The sequence below is a fragment of the Mucilaginibacter robiniae genome (assembly GCF_012849215.1).
Taxonomy (GTDB): Bacteria; Bacteroidota; Bacteroidia; order Sphingobacteriales; family Sphingobacteriaceae; genus Mucilaginibacter; species Mucilaginibacter robiniae.
This window is the reverse complement of record NZ_CP051682.1, coordinates 1,863,315-1,886,981: the sequence shown is the minus strand read 5'-3', so window position 1 is coordinate 1,886,981 and position 23,667 is coordinate 1,863,315. Positions and strand designations below refer to the sequence as shown.

The following is a 23,667-nucleotide window of genomic DNA, read 5'->3' as shown; positions in this document are numbered from 1 at the left end:
TTAAAATGCAATGCATATCATTCAACAAGCTACACCTGCTGACGCGGCCACTATAGTACAATTAGCCGAGCAAATCTGGTGGCCTACGTATAGTGAAATACTATCGCCCGAGCAAATTGCTTATATGCTGAACTTTATTTATGATGAAGCAAAAATCAGCGAGCAGATAGCAACGGGTAGTCAAACTTATTTATTACTGATAGAAGATAACCAGCCGGTGGCTTTTGCGGCTTACTCACCGCGTGAAGAAGATGCGGCTATTTACAAACTGCATAAGCTATACTGCCTGCCGCAAACGCAAGGTAAAGGCTATGGCAAGTTGCTGATTGATACAGTGGCACAACAAATACAACAAGCGGGCCCTCATGCGTTGGAGCTGAATGTAAATCGATATAACAAAGCCCTGCATTTTTATGAAAAGCAGGGCTTTGCTGTTGTTTATGAAGAGAACATTGCTATCGGCCCTTACTGGATGAATGATTATGTGATGCGGAAGGAGTTGTGAAGCCCTTTTCCTATTATGCCGAATTTGTTTCGGCATGCACGTAGTTTGTCTGCCTATTGTAGTTGCCTTACAAACTCTTCCATGGCATAGCCAGGGTAGCGGTGCTTCATAAAGTTTTCACCAATCAGAAAACCATTAAAACCGGCAGCTTTTAATTCTTTAATCGTTTCCGGGTTGCTGATGGCACTTTCGGATACTTTCAAAAACTGATCGGGAATGTGTTCAACCAACCGGAAAGAAGTTTCTACCGAAGTAGTAAAATCAGCTAAATTACGGTTATTTACACCAACGGCATCCACGTTATCATCCAGGCTGCGTTCCAGCTCTTCCTGATTGTGCACTTCCAGCAATACATTCAAACCCACACTTTTGGCAGTAGTGGCAAAGTGTTTAATCTGTTCAGGCGTTAATATGGCGGCAATCAGCAGAATAACATCAGCACCCAGGGTTTTGGCTTCAACAATTTGATATTCATCAATCATGAAATCTTTGCGCAAAATCGGGATGTGGTTTACCTTGCGGGCTTCCAGTAAATCCATTTTACGGCCGCCAAAAAAATGCCGGTCGGTTAGTACCGATAGGGCAGAGGCTCCGGCCGAATTGTAACCCATAGTTACATCGGCAACTTTGGCCTCATCGTTAATTACACCTTTAGATGGCGACCTGCGTTTAAACTCGGCAATGATGCCGGTACGGGCAGGGTTTAGCAAAAAATCACGAAAGGAAAGCGTATCGCGCAAAAACATCTCGCGTTCTTCCAATTGGGTATAAGAAGTGACCATTTTGGCAGCAGCTACTTCTTTTTTCTTTTTTAATACAATGTTATCTAAAATCGTCATAAATCCCCCAGCCTCCTCATGGGGCATAGTTATCAAGTTCGTATATAGAATATACTGTTATCTCTCCACTTAGTTTGCTGATGGCATTTCACTATTGTCAGATCGGGCAGTCAGCCAGTTGTGTAGCATTTCTTTGCCGTACTCAGTTAATACTGATTCAGGGTGAAATTGTACACCGCGCACATCTAGCGTTTTGTGCCGCAAAGCCATAATGGAGTTATCCGCTTCATCAATAGCAGTAATAGTTAGTTCTTCCGGCAAACCATTTTCGGCTACTACCCACGAATGATAACGGCCTACTTTAATCTGTTCAGGCAAGCCGTTAAACAACGGTTCTGCGCTGTCGGTTACTTTTACCGGCGTAGCAATGCCATGCATCGGTCGGCTTAAGTTGTATAGTTGCCCGCCAAAAGCTTCGGCAATGGCCTGCTGACCCAAGCAAACACCAAATATACTTTTGGTAGGTGCATAGGTTTTAATAACATCCAGCAGCAAACCTGCTTCAGAAGGTATGCCCGGTCCTGGCGATAGAATAATTTTATCAAACTGTGCTACATCTTCCAGTTTGAACTGATCGTTTCGCCAAACTTCGCAGGTTAAGCCCAACTCATTCACCAGGTGTACCAGGTTGTACGTGAACGAATCGTAATTATCAATAATTAAAATTTTACCTTCCTGCTTTTGGGCTGGTGTACTTTCCATGCTGTTATGATTTCCCAAACTTTCCATCTCTCAAAACCTTCTTTAATGTTTTTCTATACTTTTCTCGCCGTTGTCTGTGTCTTCGCAGACAACACACCTATGTGCTATTTAAAAGTTGTTTGTGAAGACACAAACAACGGTGGTGAAATGATACAGACAAGGGTAATAATCAATAATAATTTACCTTTACCATTCACTACTCACCATTATATTTCTTCTGCCATTTCCATAGCCTTACGCAACGCAGCAATCTTGTTGTTTACTTCCTGCAACTCGCTTTCAGGTATCGAATCAGCCACAATACCTGCGCCAGCCTGGTAATGTAATACGTTGTTTTTACTTAAAAACGAACGAATCATGATGGCATGGTTAAAATCGCCGTTAAAGCCCAGGTAGCCAATAGCACCGCTGTAAAAGCTGCGCTTGATGTTCTCGTTCTCGTCAATAATTTCCATAGCCCGGTACTTGGGGGCGCCACTTAATGTACCAGCCGGGAAAGTATCAGCTACAATTTTAAATGAAGATACATCGGGCCTTAGCTTACCGCTTACATGCGATACCAAATGGATTAAATGCGAGTAGTACTGTACCTGCTTGAATGATTTTACCGCTACCTGCTCGCAATGGCGGCTCAGGTCATTACGGGCCAAATCAACCAGCATTACGTGTTCGGCCGATTCTTTCGGGTCGTTTTCCAATGCGCGTGCTGCCTCGGCATCTTTTTCATCATCACCGCTGCGCCTGAATGTGCCGGCAATCGGGTAAATGCTGGCTATGCGGTTTTTGATGGTAATCTGCGCTTCGGGCGAGGAGCCGAAAATGCGGAAACTGCCATAATCAAAATAAAACAAATAGGGCGATGGGTTAATGGAGCGTAGTGCCCGATATACATTAAATTCATCACCTAAAAAGCTGCGCGAAAAGGCTCTGGAAGGCACAATCTGGAATACATCACCCCGGTACACATGCTGTTTTACCTTTTCCACCAGGGCTATAAAACCTTCATCAGTCAGGTTGGATTGCTCATTACCCTGGCTTTGAAAATGGTACTCCGGAAAATCTTTGTTCTGAATCAGGTACTCAATTTTTTCAGTGCCTTTCACTTCAGTATCACCTTCAACCTGGTTATGGAAAATATACAGTTCGTTCTTGAAGTGGTCAATCGCTATGATGTAGCGGTAAATATGATACTGCATTTCGGGTATCTGCCGTATATCTTCAGCTACCTGTTTTAAGCGGATCGTTTCAAAATGCTCCACCGCTTCATGGGTAAAGTAGCCGAATAAACCGTTGGTTGGAATTTTAAGCGGCAGCGTATCAGTAGCAAAGCGTTTTAAAAATTCATCTATGCAATTAATCAGGCTAAACGTGCCGGGCTGGTCGGTTTCCTTGCTGCCATCGGGGTAGTAGCGGGTCAGTGTTCCCTTATTCAGCAGCAAGCCACTGATAGGTTCGCAGCAGATAAAACTCAGGCTGTTATCACGGCTATGGTAGTCCGAACTTTCCAGCAGCAGCGAGTTGGGGAAAACATCACGCAAACGCAGGTAAATACTTACTGGCGTGGTGGTATCGGCCAGTAGCTTTTTATACGTTGTAACCAGTTTGTAGGTGTGCATAGTCATATTCTTAAAACAAAAAAACCCGACGTAATTGGCGCCGGGTTCTCAAATCAGGTTTATAATTGTTTTAATCTTTACAAATCAATAAACTAACCGGCTGCCTGTTTAATCAGGTGCCACCAAGTTAGGTTATGTGCTTTAATTATCATATAACAAGAGCAAATATATAAAGAAATATGATAATGCAAATTATTTGTTAAATATATATTAACCCGTAATACCGAAAAATGGACGGTGGCTCATGGCAATAGCTGCAACCACTATTACAACGGCTAAAATATAGAAAATGGCAATAGCACGATGCTTTGCTTCGGGCAGTACGGCTTTCTTAGATTTGCTGTGACCAATGGTAATCAGGATGATCGCTACAATCATCATGGTAATATGTTCGGCAGTCCAGTAACGGGTGCTGGGTTCTTGCATAGCAGCATGGTTAAACTGCACAAATGGGCTCACAAAATATAACGCCAAACCAATCAACAACTGCACATGGGCCGAAATCATGGCGAATAGGTTTAGCTTGCGGTTGCCTTGGGTATAAGCTTTTTTGCCCATCCAGCCTGATATAGCTTGGATAATAGCTACTAAAATTAATACCAATACTACAAATCTGAAACCCGAATGCAAGTATTTAAGAATGCTGTATGAATTCATAAAACTAAATTTTTGCGAATATAAGTAAAAAAATATCCTTGGCTGCTATAACGCAACAGGTGTATTTCATAACAGATAAGCCCATAAGTAGGGAGTAAATGATGGAGTATTGAGGTGTTATTTCAGGTTAAGAGTGAGAAAAGCGGTGTAGTAAACGCTTTGTAAGGGTAAATTGTTGTAACAAATGCATTATTCTTAAAGATATTAAGCTGTTTAAACCGAATCTTTAAATATTTTAGGGCAAAACTTTAAAACTGCAAAATGAAAAAACTTTTACTTGCTTGTTTTGCCCTTGCTGTAACCCATTTTAGCCATGCACAGGAAACTTTTCCGGTAAATGGCGCTTGGGATGTGCGTCCGGGGCAGTATGCTTTCACCAATGCGACCATTGTGGTGAGTCCGGAGCAAACCATTACCAATGGTACGCTGCTGGTTAAAGATCGCGTAATTGAAGCCGTCGGTTCAGGCGTTAACGTGCGCAAAGGTTACGTAACGGTTGATTTGAAAGGGAAATACATTTACCCCGGCTTAATTGATGCCTTTACTACCTATGGTATGCCCGAAGCTCCGCGCCAAGCCATGACGCCTATGGCTTTCGGTGGTCGTTCATCTAACCCGGTATCTACCAAGCCTGGCGCTTATGGCTGGAACGAAGCCATCCGTGCCGATGTAAATGCTAAAAACTTGTTCCACGTTAACAGCGTTCGGGCCGAAGAGTATAAAAGAAACGGTTTCGGTACGGTGCAAACTCTGGTGCAGGATGGTATTGTGCGCGGTGTTTCGGCTGTAGTAAGTTTAGGTAACGAGCGTGATAACGAAGTTATGCTGAACGATCAGGCTGCAGCTAACTATTCTTTCAACAAAGGTACAGCAGCTACCAATTACCCTTCATCACTGATGGGTACCATAGCCCTGATACGCCAAACCTATTATGATGCGCAGTGGTACAAAACCCAGAAAAGCGAGTACAATATATCATTAGCCGAGTTTAACCGAACACAAACCCTGCCGCAAATTTTTGAAGTAAGCGACATGCAAAGCCTTTTGCGTGCTGATAAAATAGCCAAAGAGTTCGGCAAGCAGTACATCATGAAAACCAATGGTAAGGAATACCAGAACATTGCCGCCGTAAAAGCTACCGGCAGCAGCCTGATTGTACCGCTTGATTTTCCGGCTCCGTATGATGTAGAAGACCCATTGGATGCCCGCAGTGTAAGCTATGAACAACTGAAAGACTGGGAACTGGCACCCACTAACCCGGCAGCTTTAGAAAAAGCAGGTGTACGCTTTGCCATTACCTCTTTCGGTTTAGCTAATACCCGCGATTTCTGGATTAACCTGCGTAGTGCCATAACTAACGGCCTTACCGAAAAGCAAGCCTTAACGGCTTTAACCACCACACCTGCCGAAATGCTAGGCGTGGCTGATCGGGTAGGTACACTGACCAAAGGTAAAATGGCCAATTTTATCATTACCTCAAACGGTTTGTTTAAACCTGATAATATCATTTTTGAGAACTGGGTAGAAGGCCGGCCATTTGTGGTGACCAAAATGGACGTAGCTGACCTGCGCGGAACATACGCCTTTAACAGCAGTGTGTTAAGCGGTGCTACCTTGGCCATCAGTGGTACTACGGCTGTTTACTCGGTTAATGTAGGCCGTAGTGGTGCAGATAGTGTACGTGCTACCGGTACCATTACCCGCAATGGCGATTTGGTAAGTATTTACTTTACCTCACGCAACCAGCCTTCAGGCGTAATTCGTTTGAGTGGTTATGTTTCAGGTAGCTCACCTGCATCCCTAAGCGGTACAGGTACAGCGCCTGATGGCAGTGTATTTAACTGGACGGCTACCTACAGCGGACCAGCTCCGGCTGCTAATGCAGGTGGTCGTGGTGGTTTTGGAGGTATGGGCAATGGTATGGCTGGTACTAACGGCCAACGCCCGGCAAGCCCGGTTGGTCCGGTAGTGTACCCGTTTGCGGCTTATGGTTTTACCGAAGTGCCTAAAGCGCAAACCGTATTATTTAAAAACGCTACCGTTTGGACGAACGAGAAAGATGGCATCCTGAAAAATACGGATGTGCTGATTGAAAACGGTAAAATTAAAGCCGTAGGTAAAAACCTGTCGGCTGGCAATGCGCGTGTAATTGACGCCACCGGCAAACATATTTCGCCGGGAATTATTGACGAGCACTCGCACATTGCAGCTACTGGCGGCATTAACGAAGGTACTCAAGCCGTAACCTCAGAGGTGCGCATTGGCGATGTACTGGATGCTACTGATGTTGAATTATACCGGCAATTGGCTGGCGGAGTTACTATTTCGCATATTCTGCATGGTTCGGCTAATCCGGTGGGTGGCCAAACCTACATTATTAAACACCGTTGGGGCGTAACACCTGAGCAAATGAAGTTTGAAGGTGCGCCGCAATTTATCAAGTTTGCTTTAGGGGAAAACGTAAAACAAAGCAACTCGCCGCAGCAATTCGGCAATCCAAACACGCGTTTCCCGCAAACCCGTATGGGCGTTGAGGAAGTTTATGTTGATGCCTTTACCCGTGCTAAAGAATACAAAGCAGCTCGTGCGGTTAAAAACAACAACGTACGCCGTGATCTGGAACTGGAAGCGCTAGCCGAAATTCTAGATGATACCCGCCATATTACCTGCCACTCTTACGTACAATCAGAAATCAATATGCTGATGCACGTGGCCGATAGCCTGGGTTTCAAAATCAACACCTTTACCCACATTCTGGAAGGGTACAAAGTGGCTGATAAAATGAAAGCGCATGGTATTGCCGCTTCTACTTTCTCAGACTGGTGGGCTTACAAAATGGAAGTGCAAGATGCTATTCCATACAATGCCAACATCATGACCGAAGTAGGTATTCCGGTAGCTATCAACTCGGATGATGCCGAGATGGCCCGCCGCCTGAACCAGGAAGCTGGTAAATCAGTAACTTATGGTAAAATGAGCGAAGAGGAAGCCTTAAAAATGGTAACCTTGAACCCGGCCAAAATGCTGCACATTGACAATCGCGTAGGCAGTATCAAACCGGGTAAAGATGCCGACGTGGTACTATGGTCAGCAGATCCGCTTTCTATTTACGCCGTATGCGAAAAAACCTTTGTGGATGGCGTACCTTACTGGGAGTATGATAAAGATGCCCAACGTCAGAAAGAAATGAAAGCGGAAGAAGGCCGCATCATCCAAAAAATGATTCAGGCTAAAAATGCGGGTGCGGTTACGCAACGTGGTGCAATGCCACGTCGTCGCCAGTTGTACACCTGCGATGATATTGAAGATGCCGCTTATGTAGTTGCCGATGCTTACAACAACATGCAGCAGCTGGATAGAAACGGCAACATGGTTCAGGTTCAGCAGGCAGGTCAAGATAAAAAGTAATCCTTCATTCAATAATTACACATGAAAAAGAAATTCATATTAAGTATCGGGGGATTGCTGTTTAGTGCAGCCCTCACTTTCGGGCAGGCTACTATATCGCCAGGCAAACCACAGGCTGGCCCTATCGTTATTACAGGTGCAACTATACATATTGGCAATGGCCAGGTCATCAATAATGGCTATATAGCTTTCAATAAAGGTAAAATTACCGCTGTAGGCGAAGGCTCGGCACCAAATACTGCTGGCGCTACCGTGGTGGATGCTGCCGGCAAACAAGTATATCCGGGTTTTATTTGCCCCATTACCAGTTTAGGTTTGGTAGAGATTGAAGAAGGCGCACGCGGTACGGTAGATGATAGTGAAACCGGCGATCTGAACCCGCATGTGCGTTCACTGATTGCGTTCAATACCGATTCAAAGGTTATTCCTACTGTTCGGGCTAACGGTATTGTGCTGGCGCAGCCTACCCCTGAAGGTGGTCGCGTTTCAGGCGAATCATCTGTGATGATGCTGGATGGTTGGAACTGGGAAGATGCCGCTTATAAAAAAGACATCGGCATTCACCTTACCTGGCCGGTAGCCCGCGCGGCACGTGGCCGTCGTGGTGGGTTCCAGTTGCCGGGAGCTGGTCCGCAAGAATCGCCTGCCGAAATTGCACAACGCGCTATTGATGATTTAACCAGCTTGTTCACCCAGGCGCAAGGCTATGCTGCCGAAAGCCGGCATACTACTACCAACATCCGGTTGGAAGCTATGCGTGGCTTGTTTAACGGTACCAAAAAGCTGTTTATCAATGCCGATGGTGCTAAAGAGATAGCACAAGCCGTAAGCTTTGCCAAAAGGTTTAAGCTGCAAGCGGTTATTGTGGGCGGTAAAGATGCCTACCTGGTAGCTGATATTTTAAAACAGAACAACGTTCCGGTTATTCTGAAAGAAACCCAAACTTTACCCGAGCGTGATGACGATGATGTATATCAACCTTATAAAATGCCGTATTTATTACAGCAGGCCGGCGTATTGTACGGCTTAACGGGTATTGGTTTCTGGCGCCAGCGTAACTTGCCTTTTGAGGCGGGTGAGGCCGTAGGTTATGGTTTAACCAAAGAACAAGCCGTATCCATGATTACCTTGAACAACGCCAAAATTTTAGGTATCGATAAAACTACCGGTACGCTGGAAGTGGGCAAAGATGCCAACCTGTTCATCTCGAACGGAGATGCGCTGGATATGCTGACCCTGGATGTCACCAACGAATACATTCAAGGCCGTAGTGTAAACCTCGACACTTGGCACAAGCAGTTGTACAAAAAGTTCAGCGACAAGTATGGTGTACCTACCAAAATGTAATTACTTTTTTTAGAAGTTTGTTAAGCCGCTGGAGATTGTCCAGCGGCTTTTTTATTTGAGTAGGTAGAACATTAAGCAGGAAAGCTAAATTTCCCCATCAACACGGCCGGATTACTGCCAATAGTTATCGGCTCACCCACCAATGCTTCATTCGCCAGTAAAGCAAATAAGATGGCTTCTTTTGCATCGGCATCAATCCCGATGCTGTCAGTATTATCCAGTGCAATGCCGGGGAGGTGCTGTTGCAGGTAGTGCTGGATAAACTCATTTTTAGCTCCGCCGCCACTGAGTAATAGACGATGTATCGGAGCAGGAATATGATTACGAATAAACCGTACAATAGCTTCTGCCGTAAAGGCACTTAGGGCGCTAACTAAATCTTGCGGCGAAATGTTAGTGGCATTTACCTTTTGTTGGGCTTGTTCAACATAGGCTTGGCTAAACAATTCGGGGCCGGTGGTTTTAGGTGCCGGTTGCTGGAAAAATGGGTGACTTAGTAATTTGTTCAATAAAGACTGGTGCACCTGTCCGCTAAAGGCGATGCGTCCGCCATCATCATAAGGTTGGTTAAAGTAAGTCTGGCAAGCCGCATCAATCAACGTATTACCCGGACCCAAATCGGTGCAGATAATATTTCGTGCATCGGCAGGCAAATAGGTGAGGTTGGCTATGCCGCCAATGTTCAGTAAAATACGGTTTTCGGCAGGGTGGCTGCCCAGCAATACATCGCCATACAAAGCTAAAGGTGCGCCCTCACCACCTGCTGCAATGTGCTTTTGCCGGAAATCGCTGATGGTGATAATGCCGGTTTGTACCGCCAAGTGGTCAGCATCACCAATTTGCAGCGTAGCATTGGGGTAATCCGCTTGGCTATGCAAGCGTTGTGGTGCATGGTAAATGGTTTGCCCATGACTAGCTATCGCATCAATCTGCTGCGGTTGGTAACCCCATTGATTTAGTGCCTGCAATACCAGGCTGGCGTGTAAACGTCCAATCTGCGCATTCAATAAACACACCTTTTCTAAACTGGCTTGCTGGCGGGCAAATACCTGTTTAATTTCCTGCCGGAAAGTTTCTTCATAAGGCAAAGTTATAAACTCCAGTAAGGTAAAGCGGGTGTTAAAACCATGACCGGTAAAGCGGCAAAGTGCAATATCCAATCCATCTAACGAAGTGCCCGACATAAGGCCGATAATGAGCCGTTCGGGCTTTTGAGCAATGGTGAACAGTCGGCTTAAGTTGGTGTTGAATGCAGGCATGCGCTAAAAATAAAAAATCTTATAAAAACGTTTAGGATAATGGTACATCAATTATCTTTATAGGGTTCAACCTGACCGTATGTCTTCTAATACTTTACAGCGACGACTTCTATCACTTGATTTCTTTCGCGGCTTTACTGTAGCTGCCATGATACTGGTTAACAATCCCGGCGACTGGGGCCACATTTTCCCTCCGCTGGAACATGCAGCCTGGAACGGCTGCACCCTGGCCGATTTAATTTTTCCGTTTTTCCTGTTCATCATGGGCGTTTCGATAGTGTATGCCCTGGAAAGTAAAAAGGCTGATGCCACTAACCACAAGGCGTTAATGTTAAAAGTGCTTCGCCGAAGCTGCATTATATTGGCTATAGGGCTGTTCCGGTCTATTTACTGGTTTTGGGATATTCATACCGTACGTATTCCGGGCGTATTGCAGCGCATTGCGGTAGTGTATTTGGTAATTGGCTTTATCTACATCAAAACCAATTACCGGGTGCAAGCGGCTTTGCTGCTAATCATTCTGGTTGGTTATTATCTGCTTTTAACACAGGTGCCGGTTCCGGGCATAGGGCATGCCAGCTTGCAGGCCGAAACTAATTTGGGTGCCTGGTTAGATCGTACCCTGTTCGGTACGGCGCATTTATGGCAAGCCTCTAAAACCTGGGATCCGGAAGGTTTACTAAGTTCTTTACCTGCTGTTGGTACAGGTATGTTGGGCCTGCTGACTGGTACCTGGCTGAAACGATCAGATCAACCTAATACCATTAAAGTATATGCCTTACTAGTTGCAGGCTTGGTGCTGGTCATTGCCGGTTTGCTGTGGAATTATAGTTTTCCGCTGAATAAATCTATCTGGACCAGTTCGTTCGTGCTGTTTACCGGTGGCTTAGCTATGTGGAGCCTGACGCTTTGTTATTGGTTGATTGATATTCAAGGTTACCGGCGGTTTACCAAACCTATGGTGGTATATGGCGTGAATGCTATTTTAGTGTATGTATCTTCAGAACTGATAGCCCGTACGATGGATAGGCTAAAAGTAGATTACCAGGGTGAAAGCGTGAGCTTGAAAGAAGCTTTGTATGATGCTTTTTTTGATTCTTACTTTGTGCCGGGCGTGGCTTCCTTTTTATGGTCGTTGTGTTTTGTATTAGTATGGTTAATCATTTTGTGGACGATGTATAACCGGAAAATCTTTATCAAGATTTAATCTTTTTTAATCACGCTTAACTCGCCGCTGGTTTCCATGTAAATCTCTTTAATCTTATCTAAGTTGTTTACATGGCCTTTCAGGCGCAAATCGCCCATTACTTCTTTTTCGCTCAACAGGCTTTTGGCTATGTTTTCTTCATCCAGCTTGCCATTGCGGTACAGCGGAATGCTGTCACCTTTAAGTACGCGGCTGATAAATTCATTTTTTACACTGAGCCAAGCTAGTAAGCGGTGTAATAATACCAGTACCAGGCAGCTGACCACCGTAGGTACAAACGCTGAAGCGCCTACCACCGCCCGGCTTAAAATAGCGCCTAAAATGATGGCCAATGTATTATCAAAAGCTGAATGTTTACCAAACGTACGCCTGCCCGAAAGCCTTACCATAATGAGCGCAATAAAAAATATCACTACAGCCCGGCAGCACATTTGTAGGGTTGATAAGTCTTTGCCCTCACCAAATATTTGCAGAATAATTTCCATGCGTAATGTTTTGTTAACTTAACGTTAAACATTCCTTAACATGATGTACAGTTGCCGATAAAAAAGTGTTTACTGAAATGTCAGGAATTTTTCCACAAAAAAGACCTACAGTCAGCAGTTATAGCAAACATTTAAGTTGTAGCAAGAATAAAGAAGATAAATAAAATGGAAAACTTCAAGATAGGTTATAAGCACTAGTCTGCCATATAAAGCAGATAAGCTACAAGCCGTAAAAAAGTGATAATAAGTTTAGGTTTATAATTGGTGATGCAAATATAATAAGATTAATAATACAATCGATTGTATTAATAGGTTCATAGCAGGAATGTTACTTTAATGTGAAATTAAGGTAAACAATGAGAAATTGTCTCAATTGAACCTGATTAAAATTTCGAATTTATGTAATTGTAAAAGTTTGATTATCAGAAATTTATGAGAAGTAAGAATTATGCATTTTAACTAATATGATAAAAATATATTTCTCCTGAGTTTTACCCCACGTTTAGGTCATACAGCGCGTATTGGTAAGTAAAAGGTCTTGTCACACTTAGTTACCTGTACGCCATGAAATTATCTGTAAAAGCTTTAAAGAAAAAGTTTCCGGTTGATCAGTTCTTTTTCCGTAGGTCATATTCTCAAGAAGGGGAGGACATGATTTACCACTCATTTTTTGAAGGCCGTAAAAAATACAAAGGCTTTTACGTGGATGTAGGCGCTCATCACCCATTCCGATACTCCAATACGCTGCACTTTTATCAGCAAGGTTGGAAGGGCATTAATATTGAACCTACGCCTGGTGCCATCAAGCTTTTCCAAATGTTCCGTAAGCGGGATATTAACTTGAATGTAGGTATTCATACCCAGGAAGGGACTTTGCCTTTTTATTGTTTTAATGAACCGGCCTTAAACAGTTTTAACCAGGAAGCGTCGGAATATAAATCGGCCACCACGCGGTATTTTATCAAAAAAATTATACCTGTACCTACCGTGCCTTTAGCCCAGGTATTAGATCAGCATTTACCACCTGGACAAACCATTGATTTTTTAAACATTGATGCCGAGGGCGTTGACTTGGCGGTGCTGCAATCTAATGACTGGAGCCGCTATCAGCCCTTGTTTATTATGGTGGAAGCCAGCATCGACATTCAGCAGTTAACCAATGCCGACGTGTACCAGTTTTTAATGGCACGTGGTTATAAGCTGGTGGCTAAAACCATGCGTACGCTATTTTTTAAATTGCAACAGTAAGTTACTTAATGTTGTAACGTACCCCGATTTGAATAGTACGGTAACGCTGCTGATAGTTGCCCAAACCCGTATTTACTTTATAAGGCGTTAGGTTCTGCAACAATCGGCCATCTATATAAAAAGAACCACTTACACGCACACTAATGCCGGCTGCTATACCTACACTTACTTTATTGTTAAGCGAGTTGCGTTTAAAAGCCGAGTCAATGCTGCTGGTATGCCCCAAGGTATCCCGGCGGTTGGCAATAGTGCCCAGTTTAGTACTAACGCTGCCCTGATGGGTAACAAAGCTAAGTTGGGGTTCGGCATACAGGCTGATCCTGTCGGTGAGCTGATAAGTAAGCCGAACAGGAATCGATAAAGTAGTAATTTTCCGTGTGTCTGTTATGGTAAAGGCGGTAGAATCTTGAGTGCCATAGTTATAACTATGCTGGCCCGATAAGGCTCGCGCAGCATCCAGCCGCAAACCGGTACCAATAAGCCATTGTTTCCCAATTTGATAAGAGCCAAAAGCACCCGCGTAAAAGCTTTTGCCTAAACTGGCAGTATTTAATCCACCCTCCAAGCCAAAGTGGAAATTAGACTGACTGCTTTGCTTAGGTAGCTTATTCTTATCCGTTTTATTTTTTGTAGAGGAGGCAACGGTCTTAAGCTTTTTACTGTTTTCCCTTAATTGCGCGTCCGCTTTGCTATTCTGCTGAGCCGTTGTATTGTTAGTTAATGCAGAGCCTACCACTGCCATTGGTGCTGTATTATTTGTACCAGTAGGTTGCTGTGCGGTAGTATAATCAACCGAACTACCGGTTACACGCGGCTGTGTCTTATGGCTGCTGGCTGATGATGACATAAACAAAGCCGATGTAACCTGCGGCTGTACGTTGGCAGATGGTTTAAGCGTATGCTGATTATGGCTAAGCGAACCTGTAGTAGTACGGCCTGACAACCCGCTTCTTTTTCGCAACAAGGCGGATGGTGTATAAACCTGATTTGGGGTAGTGCCAACAGGAGCATTCATTCCTGCAATTGGATTTCCCTTAGGAGTGCCGGAAAGAGTAGGCAAACTATTGTTCTGAGGTGTAGTTATCGCATTTTCATCATTACCTGTCGCCCTAATCGAATCTGATTGTTGAGCTTGAAACATAGCCGAACTATCTGCCGGGTTAGTTAGTGTATCTTGAATGCTATTAATGCTATCGTTGCTGATGACCTCATGTGGTTTGTGCTGGTAATGCGTAGGCTTTACCTTGACAGGTTTGGTTTTGGATATGATGGTAGTGTGGCTGGCCAGGTAAGTACCGGCGCCTACCATAGCAGCTGCAGGTACAATATAGCCCAGTAAAGAAATTAGCTTGGTGCCGAAAGGCTTAACTAGTTTATTGCCGGCACCGGTATTTGCCGCAGGCAGGTGCTCATCCAGCAGCTTGCTCATGTCGGCCCAGGCTGAGTCAGCATTGTTCTGAACCGGCAGGCTATCCAGCTTTTTGCGCCAAAGTTTATGATACCATGCTGACTTTTTCATAAGGCCTCGTTAGGGTTTACAGTTGGATCATTGGTGCTGGGGTTAGCCGGTTGCAGCATATTACGCAGCAGTTTTTTAGCTTGCGATAAATGCCACCTTGAAGTACCCTCACTAATTTGAAGCTGTTCGCCAATTTCCTGGTGGTTATAGCCTTCAATTACCGAAAGGTTAAACACCAGTTGCGTAGCGGTTGGTAACTGGCGTATGGCCTTTACCAAATCCTGCACGTATAGTTTGTTTAGCACTTCGGGGGCAATAAAAGCGGCGTGGGCATCTTCTGCAAGGTCGGTAGCTTCTATAAATTTAGCTTCTTTACGGTTTAAATCAATACAGGTTCTAACAATAATGGTTTTTATCCAGGTGCCTAGTTCGCCCTTTTGCTGGTCAAAGCTGTTAATGTTCTGGAACACCTTCAAAAAACCCATATTCAGGGCCTCAGCAGCTAACTCATCCGATTTCAGGTAACGGTAGCATAGCCTGAGCATATCGGCATAGAACAGTTTGTACAAACCCTCCTGCGCCGAACGTTCGTTAGCCTTGCAACCTGCAATAAGCTGATGATGTGGCTTACTCCTGAACAGGCTCATTAAAGGTATTAGAGGTTTGGGTACACATAGTTCTCCTGTATGCATTACGCAGCTGCAAGTTAAAACGTTGGGATGAAATTTAACTTTTTTTAATCTGCGCCAATCTGCATAGCTATTGCCGGGGTATAAGCTGACCAATCATCCATAAGTGTAACAGCTACACAAAGGTGTGCTATCGTGAACGTATTCAAAAATAGGAGTTGGAAAGCTTTTATAAGACTGCTATCTTTCTGCAAATAACCAATTATACCAATGGTATCTTGTAACCTTATTAATGATTTGTGATGAATGCGCCAAATGATACCCTGTTTCAAATGTTGTTTAACCATCTGTCCGAACCCCGGATAGTGATTAAAGCCGATGCGCCGCGTTATACTATAGTAGCTTGTAATGAGCTGTATAAGATGGTGAGCAACACCGTTGGGCAAGATTTAATTGGCAAAGGTATTAAAGACCTGACTGACTCCAGCCGCAGCAGTAAGGAGAGTGAAGCCGTGATTCAGCAGGCCATTGAGCGGGCCATTCGCAACAATGAAGTAGTAAAGCTGGCCGCCGTAAGGTACGATATGCCCAGCGCAAACGGGCAGGCTACAGAGGCTGCCTGGTGGCAAACCGAATATGTGCCTATTGTGGGTGCAGATGGGCATGTACAATATCTGATGTGCACTACACATAATATTACACATCATATTTTGATAAATGAGGTAAAGAAAGCCGCCACCGAACGGGCAGACGCCTTAACGCGCGAACAGATGACCAACGAGGAGCTCACTGCGGTTAACGAGGAGTTGGCGCTGGCCAACCAGGAGCTGTACCATGCGCAGGAAACGCTGCGAAAGTTAAATGAAGACCTTGAAGAACGCATAAAAAGCCGCACCAAAGAGCTTTCTGAAAGTGAGGTGCGCTTTCGGGCTATGGCCGAGGGTACCGATGTTTTAATTGCAGTAAGTGATATTACCCGTAATACGGTGTACTGTAACAAGGCCTGGATAACCCTGACCGGCCAACCCCGGCAAGATTTGCTGGGCTTCGGGTGGATTAAGGTGGTGCACCCTGATGATATGGAACGGCACCTGAACAGTTGCTTATCGGCCTTTAAAGAACGGTTGCCTTATACCGACGAGATACGGATTGTTAACCACCAGGGTAGCTACCGCTGGCTGCTGGCTAAGGGCACACCGCTTTTTGACAGCAACGATAACTTTACCGGCTACATCAGTTCGTTTATTGATATTCATGAACGCAAGCAGGATGAGCAGCGCAAAAACGATTTTATCGGCATGGTAAGCCATGAGTTGAAAACACCGCTTACCTCGCTGAACGGGTATATACAAATGCTGCTGGCTAAAGCTAACAAGGCCGAAGATACGTTTACAGCCGGCGCACTAACCAAAGCCGTAAATCAGATAAAGAAAATGACGGCCCTGATTAACGGCTTTTTAAATGTATCGCGATTGGAATCAGGCAAGATACAGGTAAACAAGCAAACTTTCCTGATGGATGAGCTGGTGAAAGAAATGACCGAAGAAGCCGCGCTGATTCAATCTACACACAAAATTGTTTTTTTACCCTGCAACCCAGTAAGCGTGCTGGCCGACCGTGATAAGATTGGCAGTGTAATATCGAACCTGCTGAGTAATGCCATTAAATATTCGCCCAGGGGCAAGCAGATTGAGGTGAAATGCGAGGAGATGGGCAATGAGGTGCAGGTAAGCGTGAAAGACGAAGGCATGGGCATTAAGCCCGAGAATGTAGAAAAACTGTTCGACCGTTATTATCGCATTGAGAGTAAGCATACGCAAAACATATCGGGCTTTGGTATTGGCTTATACCTGTGTGCTGAAATTGTGCAGCGCCATAACGGTAAAATATGGGTGGAAAGCCAGATTGGCAAAGGTTCCACCTTTTACTTTAGCTTACCGCTGCAAGGTTAGGTGTTCGGCAGAAATAACTTCAGCAAGTCGCGGTTTTTAAATGATAACGCCATCCGTTAAAACGTTTCCGTTTAAACCGTTCCTCAGGCAGGTGTCTGCATGGATGTAACCCATCAGCAAGCAACCCTGGCAACAGGTAGAATCAGGGCCAATCAGCGTTGGTTTGTAGCTTTAGCATATAACGTAACAGCTTTCTTACACATTTTCCGGTTTAGGTAAGTGATGGAAAAAGTCAGTAAAATGGTTGTTTTCTATTTGAATGTTTAAACAACTATAGGTTTCGTTATTAATAAAATAACTATGCATGCATAGTATTAATGACATTGCAAATCGCATTTAAGCAAGGGAAATAGTGCAACTTTTCAAGCTATGCATCGTCTTATATACGTGTACTACGAAGTACAATGGAAATATAAAGACAATGAAAAATTTTAAACTTTTTGCTTTAGCAGTAGCCTTGGTAATTACCTCTTTTGTAGCTAAAGCAGACGGCCCGAATGCCGCCAGATTAACAAGAGAAGATGCAATTGATGTTTATATCAATGCCATGAGCCAGGGAAAAACGCAAGGCTTAAATGACGTGATTGATGAGTCGGCTAAGTTCAGAACGGTACGCAACCAGAAAATAGTAAGTATGGATAAAGCGGACATTATGAGTTTTGTAGATGCGAATGCCGGCGTAGTGCAAGATTGCTCGGTAAATACCGAAGTGGTAGAAAGCAACACTGACATGAGTATTGTAAAGGTAGATATGCAGTACAACAATTTTGTACGCTCCAACTACGTAACCCTAACCAATACCGGCGAAGGTTGGAAAATTACCGACGTATATTCCGTATTCAAATAATTTTAGTAAGTGAGTTGATAGTGAAGAGCCCGCCACCGTGCGGGCTTTTTTATGGGTGTCCGTCTTCCAGAATGGCTGCTAGTAAAGGTAGGTATTGGCACTAGCTTAAGCCCCAACGCAGGGTCCTCTAGCGAGAGACCCTGCTAAGACGGAGGTAAAATATTTTTGCTGTGATTAAAGTTTGAAGACTTCGGATAGTGGTATTATACCTTTATTTTTAAAAAAAAAACAGCTATGCAAATAAAATGTTGTATATTTAAAATATTACAATTAGTTTTGTAACGCCCTGTCAAAGTGAAGGCCCACGTTCCACGTGGGAGCTTTTGTAGCTTAGATGGGGTTTTTTATTTAAATTTAGTTTCATCTATGCGATGGCTCTTCGGCACAAAGTTCCAATGTCGATAAGCATCAGTCCATCTACTTTCATAAATGCCGCCGGTGCTAACTCCAATATTGAAATTATGAATTAAATCTCTTATGTGCGCTAATATGTGTTTATAAAGTTTTTCCTTTGCTATTGTTCTTTTTCCCCTTGTTCTAGAGCCGGCTGGTTTAATTTTATGCATGTTATTTAACCGGAAAGCCATTGAGCCTAGTATAATATCCATACCTTGTAGTATAACGTGCTTACTTGAATCGACATCCACTATATCTTCTCTGCGGATGAGGATTTTAGCTCTGATAAACTGATTCAAGGATTGGATACCATATATTTTGCTTTTAAATTCTTCACATCTTAATTTATTATCAGGCAATTCATCAAAGAAAATTCTTAAATGCTTCATTTCCTTTGATTCAGCTTCAGGAATATTCATAAAACCAAAAGCATGTTTAATAAATTGATAGTACAATAAGAAGAATCCATTGTCCTTTTGCTGTTCTGTTAGGTTAATAGCTTCATAAGCAGATTGCCTAAACATAATTCTTATTTTGAGTTTACCATCCTTTATAAACTCAAAGTACATATCTATCAAAGCTTTATATTTTTCAAGATAGTTGTCGGTAACCTTATTCCATTTTACTTCCTTCAATAAATTAAGCTCTATTTTTTTATCTTCTAAGTTTCTAACTATTTGATCGTAGAATGTTGATTCGACCAAAGCACCACCGTAAAAATCTGAATAGTATTGGCCGTTCTCTACAGATTCGTCACAATAAAGGAAATACTCTTTAGCCATTCATCAAAGATAAAAGATAATAATTATTGTTTAATAAACAAGTATTAATATTGAAAGCTAAGATAAGCAATAAATAACATTTTGCTTGTCTCCTCAAGTCCTTCCGAGGGAGACCATATATTGCTAGCACTAGCTCAGCCCCGATGCAAGATCCTCTAACGAGAGGCCCTGCTAAGACAGTATGATTTACAGGTAATTAAATAATACAATAATGAATCTAAAACAAATTTGCATTTTACTGTTGCTCTCAATTCTTTCTTTTAAAGCGATAGCCCAGGTACATAATGACCTGAACACCGAGCAGATTGATGAACGTGTTGCTAGTTGCCTCGCTAAATTTTATCAACCAGACAATAAAGCACTAAAGTCATTATGTCGCAGAGGGTGTATTTTTATCAAATTCAATATTAGTACTCAGGGGAAAGTAGTTAATCTTGTATTTAGTAAAGATTCAGTAACAATCATACAGGATGCTTTGGTTCACGCTATTCATGCTCTGGAACAGGATAACATATTAATGAACACCCTCAGGAAGTACAAGAAAACTTACATTAAACCCTTCATCTATGACTATCAATTAGGCTGTAAGTTTGATTTTGGGGGAGTGAAAGCAGCCACTGGAAATACTCTATTGAATTATTATAAAATACGTGACGACATGGAGCATTATGGTGAAACTATATTTCACATGTTAAATTTTGATGGTAAAGCATCACAAGCAGCAGAATGCCTGCTGTTGACACCATCTAGAGTTGGAGCTGCTTACGATTAAACAACTCCCATTTGGCGCAAGTATGTAGGAATAAGCAGAGTAAAGGTTACTTGTGCCTAACCAAACCCAATAACTCTACTGACAAAACAGTGCCACCACTGCCAATGGTTTGACAGTGTTTCATGGTGTTACAGGTGTTACACACTGAAACATGTAACACCTGTAACACTTCGGCATCCTCGTTAAAGCGGGAGTGAGCAGGGCTATTCTACGCCTTCGCTTTCCAGTATGTTGCCGGGTTGCTTGAAGTTGCTGCGTACAAAGTGGCACCAGTCGCAGTCTTTTTTACCACAGCCAATGGCAAACTCATGGTTCATGATTTTGTGGTAGGTTTCGGTGAGCTGGGTAGTTACCAAAGCTTCATCGTCGGGCGTAATCACAATTTTTTCTTTGTGGTACTCATGGCCATCAATGGGTTCCACAAAATCAAATACGGTGCTGGCTACTTGCCAGTCTTTACTGCGGTCGTTATCAATCAGCATCTTGTAAAAAACCGCTTGCCGCCAGTAGTCGCCACCGTTGGGCTGGTTGGTAGTAGGGCGCATCAGCTTTTCTTTGGCATACTTGAGCTTGCCGGTTTTGTAATCTACAATGGTGGCCTGCTTGCCATAAAACTCCACCTTATCCAGGTGCCCTTTTACGGGTACGCCGTTAATCACAATGTTGCGTACCGGCATTTCTACGCGTACTACCTTGTTCCAGTGGTTTACATTCTGCTGGTAAAAGGCCGGGAGTATCTTATCGCCGTAATCCATCCGTAGCTTAAACTCATCATGGCTAAAGGCATCGCGGTTGCGGTACATAAACCACCGGAACTCGCGGATAAAATCATCTAACGGCGGGAAATGGTTATCCTGCTTGCTCATGCGGTCAAACAACTTATACAAAGCATGGTGCACCGCCGACCCAAACGCCATCGCCGGACTCTTACCCGCCGGTACCCGAATCAAATTTTGGAAGTAGAACTTCAGCGGGCAATCTAAATAACTATTCAGGTGCGTAACCGACAGTACATAGTTTTGCAGCAACTGGCTGATGTAATTTTTATCCAGCAGTTCTACCACCGGCTTATCTGCCTCGCTGAACTGCGTAGCCAGGTAGCCCATCATGGCCTCATCCGTTACCTGCGGATAGTTTACCTGCAAGTGGGTAGTGGCTAAAATTTCGCCCACAAACTGCGAGGCTTCCTGATCTTTGCCGTTACGGTCATGCGAGGCATACGAGATCACCAAACACTGCTTGGCCCGTGTAAGCGCCACATAAAACAATCGCCTTGACTCTTCCTGCTGCCCCGTTTCATCCCCCGCCGATTGCATCAGTGTATCCGGAAAGCTAAAACCGGTGTTGCGGCCTTTGGCATCCCAGATCTTTTTGGTGCATCCCAGCAAAAACACATGCTCATACTCCAACCCTTTAGAGCCATGCGCGGTAATGAAATTAATACCGTTTTCGGCGCCAATCATCTTGGTAAGCTCCAGCCGGATGTTGTTCTTCTGCATCAAATCCACCGTCGTGATAATGTCTTTCAGCTTGCCTTCGGGGCTTTTGCGGGCTTCATCACGCACAAAGTTGAACAGGGTAGTTAATACCTCCATGTGCCAGCCTTTATCGGGCTGCTGCATTACATACTTCAAAATACCCAAACAGGTAATTACCTGCTGAAACAGCTGCTGCATGCTCAGGCTTACCGAGGCTTTCAGTAAAAAGTTAATGTCGGTAACCAGCTGCTTCATGGCTACGTTTTTCGGTTCCTCAAACAAGGTGGCCTGCGCCGCCGTCTGCATCTCGCTCACATAACGCCTGATGGAAGTTTTAGTCTCATCGGCCGCTATGCTGTAGTTGGCTTTAGACACCGCAATGCTGGCCTTGGCAATCTCGATAGGCGGAATGTCGAAAAAGTCATAGTGCATAATTTCAAACAGCAGCTCATCCCCACTAAACGGCGAATCCAGCTCCATAGCCAGGTAGCGCAAAATATTTATAATCTTTTCGCCAAAGGGCAGCGCCAGAATGTCAATTTTACGTTTGGTATTTACCGCTATTTGCTTGGCATCCAAGTAGTGTATCAATTCTTCTACCTGGTTGTGGTTGCGGTAAATAACCGCTATTTCGGCCGGTTCGGTGCCTCTAGCTATCAGCTGTTCCATCTGCCGGGCAATATCCACCAGCTCCTGGTCGGGGTTCACGTACTCGTTAATTACCGGTTCTACCATATTCCTGTCAAAACGCGGGTGTGCCGCCTTTAAGTTTTTATCCAACCTCAGCTGACTGGTTAAACGTTCGTTATTATTGTTGATAAGCGCTTTCGATATATCCAGAATCACCTGGTTAGAGCGGTAATTTTGTTTCAGTACCACGGTGTACAGGGTGCTTACATAATCGCCGGCAAAATCCAGTATATTTTTCATGTTGGCCCCCTGAAAACGGAAGATGGACTGGTCGTCATCTCCTACTACAAACACGTTGGGCGTTTCCCAGTAGCACAGCAAAAACTTCAGCAATTCATTCTGCGAACCGCTGGTATCCTGAAATTCATCCACCAAAATGTACTGGTGACGTTCCTGGTAGCGGCGCAGCAGGTTTTCATCTTCGCGGAAAGCACGCAGTACCCAGATAATCATGTCGTCATAATCATACCGGCTGCGCTCCTTCATCTTCACCTCATAGTTCTGGAACTCCTTACAGGCGCACAGCAGCTTATCCATAATGGTTTTGGCCTCATCAATCTCCTTCTGCTTTACATCACCTTTTTTGATGCCTTTAGCGGCATTGGGGCGTTTATAAATAAACTCCTCACGGTTGGGTAAGTCATCCAGGTACTCGGTAATGGCTTGTTCAATCAGCGGTAGTTCCCAGTTCTCACGCTTCATGGTACTGAACAGGCTTTTCAGGCGCGGTACAACATAGTAAATATCGCCGGTAAAGCGTTTCAGCAGGTGGTCTTTATCAAACTCATCTACCAGCTCCCGAAAAAGCATAGCCGATTCCAGATCAGTTAAAGGTTCCAGGCTCAGCTTGCCAAAATACTCCAGGTTCTCCTGAATAATATCGTTACAAAAAGCATGAAAAGTATAAATGTTAATGCGGTAAGCATCAGGGCCAATAAACTCAAACAAACGCTTACGCATGGCTACGGCACCGGCATCAGTGTAGGTTAAGCACAGTATCTCGTTGGGCTGAGCATCGGTTTCCAACAGTATCTTGCCGATACGGGCCGCCAGTATCTGGGTTTTGCCTGTACCAGGGCCGGCTACCACCAATACCGGGCCATCCAACTTGTTTACCGCGGCTTGCTGCTCAGTATTCAGGCTGGATAATATTTCGTCAAATTTCTGATTATATTTTTCGGAAGAAGGCTGCATTACTCAAAGATAAATCAGAATTACAGAATTAAAGCATGCCTCCATTTTTTTGATAATAGGCTTATAAAACCTGTAAATAGTTTCACAAGCTGGATTGATTTTAGGCTTGTAATTGGATCATTCATCCATAAAAAACTTATAAATAACATGTAGTTAACTATAAACTTACCCTAATTCATGCTCATCTACTTACAT

The 23,667-nt window shown here is 43.9% G+C and carries 18 protein-coding genes; 8 read left to right on the top strand and 10 right to left on the bottom strand.

From position 1 onward, the window contains the following. The first annotated feature begins 10 nt into the window (after positions 1-10). Positions 11-505 carry a GNAT family N-acetyltransferase gene (locus HH214_RS08290; protein ID WP_169606878.1) on the top strand — a complete coding sequence of 165 codons (495 nt, stop codon included), beginning with the start codon at positions 11-13 and terminating at the stop codon, positions 503-505. Positions 506-558: 53 nt separating this feature from the next. Here HH214_RS08290 and trpC read toward each other — a convergent pair whose 3' ends face one another. The 4 genes from trpC to HH214_RS08270 all read right to left on the bottom strand — a co-directional run bounded on the left by trpC (position 559) and on the right by HH214_RS08270 (position 4,319). After that, entirely contained in the window at positions 559-1,344 is a 786-nt protein-coding gene (trpC, locus tag HH214_RS08285) for an indole-3-glycerol phosphate synthase TrpC (RefSeq protein WP_169606877.1), read from the bottom strand. A gap of 69 nt (positions 1,345-1,413) precedes the next feature. Next, complete coding sequence (locus HH214_RS08280; protein ID WP_248282236.1) at positions 1,414-2,073, bottom strand: anthranilate synthase component II; 660 nt, start codon at positions 2,071-2,073, stop codon at positions 1,414-1,416. A 179-nt stretch (positions 2,074-2,252) separates the two neighbouring features. Continuing rightward, positions 2,253-3,662 carry an anthranilate synthase component I family protein gene (locus HH214_RS08275; RefSeq protein ID WP_169606876.1) on the bottom strand — a complete coding sequence of 470 codons (1,410 nt, stop codon included), beginning with the start codon at positions 3,660-3,662 and terminating at the stop codon, positions 2,253-2,255. A gap of 210 nt (positions 3,663-3,872) precedes the next feature. Further along, on the bottom strand, positions 3,873-4,319 hold the full coding sequence (locus tag HH214_RS08270; protein WP_169606875.1) for a cytochrome B: 447 nt from the start codon (positions 4,317-4,319) through the stop codon (positions 3,873-3,875). A 261-nt stretch (positions 4,320-4,580) separates the two neighbouring features. Between HH214_RS08270 and HH214_RS08265 the strand changes: the two genes are divergently transcribed. Together HH214_RS08265 and HH214_RS08260 are read left to right on the top strand one after the other, a co-directional pair. After that, positions 4,581-7,727, top strand: a complete 3,147-nt coding sequence (locus HH214_RS08265; RefSeq protein WP_169606874.1) for an amidohydrolase family protein — start codon at positions 4,581-4,583, stop codon at positions 7,725-7,727. A 21-nt stretch (positions 7,728-7,748) separates the two neighbouring features. After that, positions 7,749-9,074, top strand: coding sequence for an amidohydrolase family protein (locus HH214_RS08260; protein WP_169606873.1), 1,326 nt, complete (start codon positions 7,749-7,751; stop codon positions 9,072-9,074). A gap of 71 nt (positions 9,075-9,145) precedes the next feature. Here HH214_RS08260 and HH214_RS08255 read toward each other — a convergent pair whose 3' ends face one another. After that, on the bottom strand, positions 9,146-10,333 hold the full coding sequence (locus HH214_RS08255; RefSeq protein ID WP_169606872.1) for an anhydro-N-acetylmuramic acid kinase: 1,188 nt from the start codon (positions 10,331-10,333) through the stop codon (positions 9,146-9,148). 79 nt (positions 10,334-10,412) lie between these two features. Here HH214_RS08255 and HH214_RS08250 point away from each other — a divergent pair, with 79 nt between their 5' ends. Further along, a complete protein-coding gene (locus tag HH214_RS08250; protein ID WP_169606871.1) occupies positions 10,413-11,540 on the top strand; it encodes an acyltransferase family protein in 1,128 nt (375 codons plus the stop codon). Here HH214_RS08250 and HH214_RS08245 read toward each other — a convergent pair. Continuing rightward, positions 11,537-12,025, bottom strand: coding sequence for a DUF421 domain-containing protein (locus HH214_RS08245; protein ID WP_169606870.1), 489 nt, complete (start codon positions 12,023-12,025; stop codon positions 11,537-11,539). The genes HH214_RS08250 and HH214_RS08245 overlap by 4 nt on opposite strands. Positions 12,026-12,589: 564 nt before the next feature. On the opposite strand from HH214_RS08245, the gene HH214_RS08240 reads away from it, so the two are divergent. After that, complete coding sequence (locus HH214_RS08240) at positions 12,590-13,273, top strand: FkbM family methyltransferase (RefSeq protein WP_169606869.1); 684 nt, start codon at positions 12,590-12,592, stop codon at positions 13,271-13,273. 1 nt (position 13,274) lies between these two features. Here the strand turns inward: HH214_RS08240 and HH214_RS08235 are convergent, their stop codons facing one another. Both HH214_RS08235 and HH214_RS08230 read right to left on the bottom strand, forming a co-directional pair. Beyond that, positions 13,275-14,792, bottom strand: coding sequence for a porin family protein (locus HH214_RS08235; protein ID WP_169606868.1), 1,518 nt, complete (start codon positions 14,790-14,792; stop codon positions 13,275-13,277). Further along, positions 14,789-15,424, bottom strand: a complete 636-nt coding sequence (locus HH214_RS08230) for an RNA polymerase sigma factor (protein WP_248282235.1) — start codon at positions 15,422-15,424, stop codon at positions 14,789-14,791. The genes HH214_RS08235 and HH214_RS08230 overlap by 4 nt, the downstream gene beginning before the upstream one ends. Positions 15,425-15,663: 239 nt before the next feature. Here HH214_RS08230 and HH214_RS08225 point away from each other — a divergent pair, with 239 nt between their 5' ends. Both HH214_RS08225 and HH214_RS08220 read left to right on the top strand, forming a co-directional pair. After that, entirely contained in the window at positions 15,664-17,313 is a 1,650-nt protein-coding gene (locus tag HH214_RS08225; protein WP_169606867.1) for a sensor histidine kinase, read from the top strand. A 421-nt stretch (positions 17,314-17,734) separates the two neighbouring features. Beyond that, the gene (locus tag HH214_RS08220) at positions 17,735-18,160 is read left to right on the top strand and encodes a nuclear transport factor 2 family protein (RefSeq protein WP_169606866.1); all 426 of its coding nucleotides are present in this window, start codon (positions 17,735-17,737) and stop codon (positions 18,158-18,160) included. 344 nt (positions 18,161-18,504) lie between these two features. Here the strand turns inward: HH214_RS08220 and HH214_RS08215 are convergent, their stop codons facing one another. After that, entirely contained in the window at positions 18,505-19,338 is an 834-nt protein-coding gene (locus HH214_RS08215) for a DUF3800 domain-containing protein (protein WP_169606865.1), read from the bottom strand. 211 nt (positions 19,339-19,549) lie between these two features. On the opposite strand from HH214_RS08215, the gene HH214_RS08210 reads away from it, so the two are divergent. Further along, on the top strand, positions 19,550-20,110 hold the full coding sequence (locus HH214_RS08210; protein WP_169606864.1) for a hypothetical protein: 561 nt from the start codon (positions 19,550-19,552) through the stop codon (positions 20,108-20,110). Positions 20,111-20,313: 203 nt separating this feature from the next. Here HH214_RS08210 and HH214_RS08205 read toward each other — a convergent pair whose 3' ends face one another. Then, the gene (locus HH214_RS08205) at positions 20,314-23,472 is read right to left on the bottom strand and encodes an ATP-dependent helicase (RefSeq protein WP_169606863.1); all 3,159 of its coding nucleotides are present in this window, start codon (positions 23,470-23,472) and stop codon (positions 20,314-20,316) included. Positions 23,473-23,667: the final 195 nt, after the last annotated feature.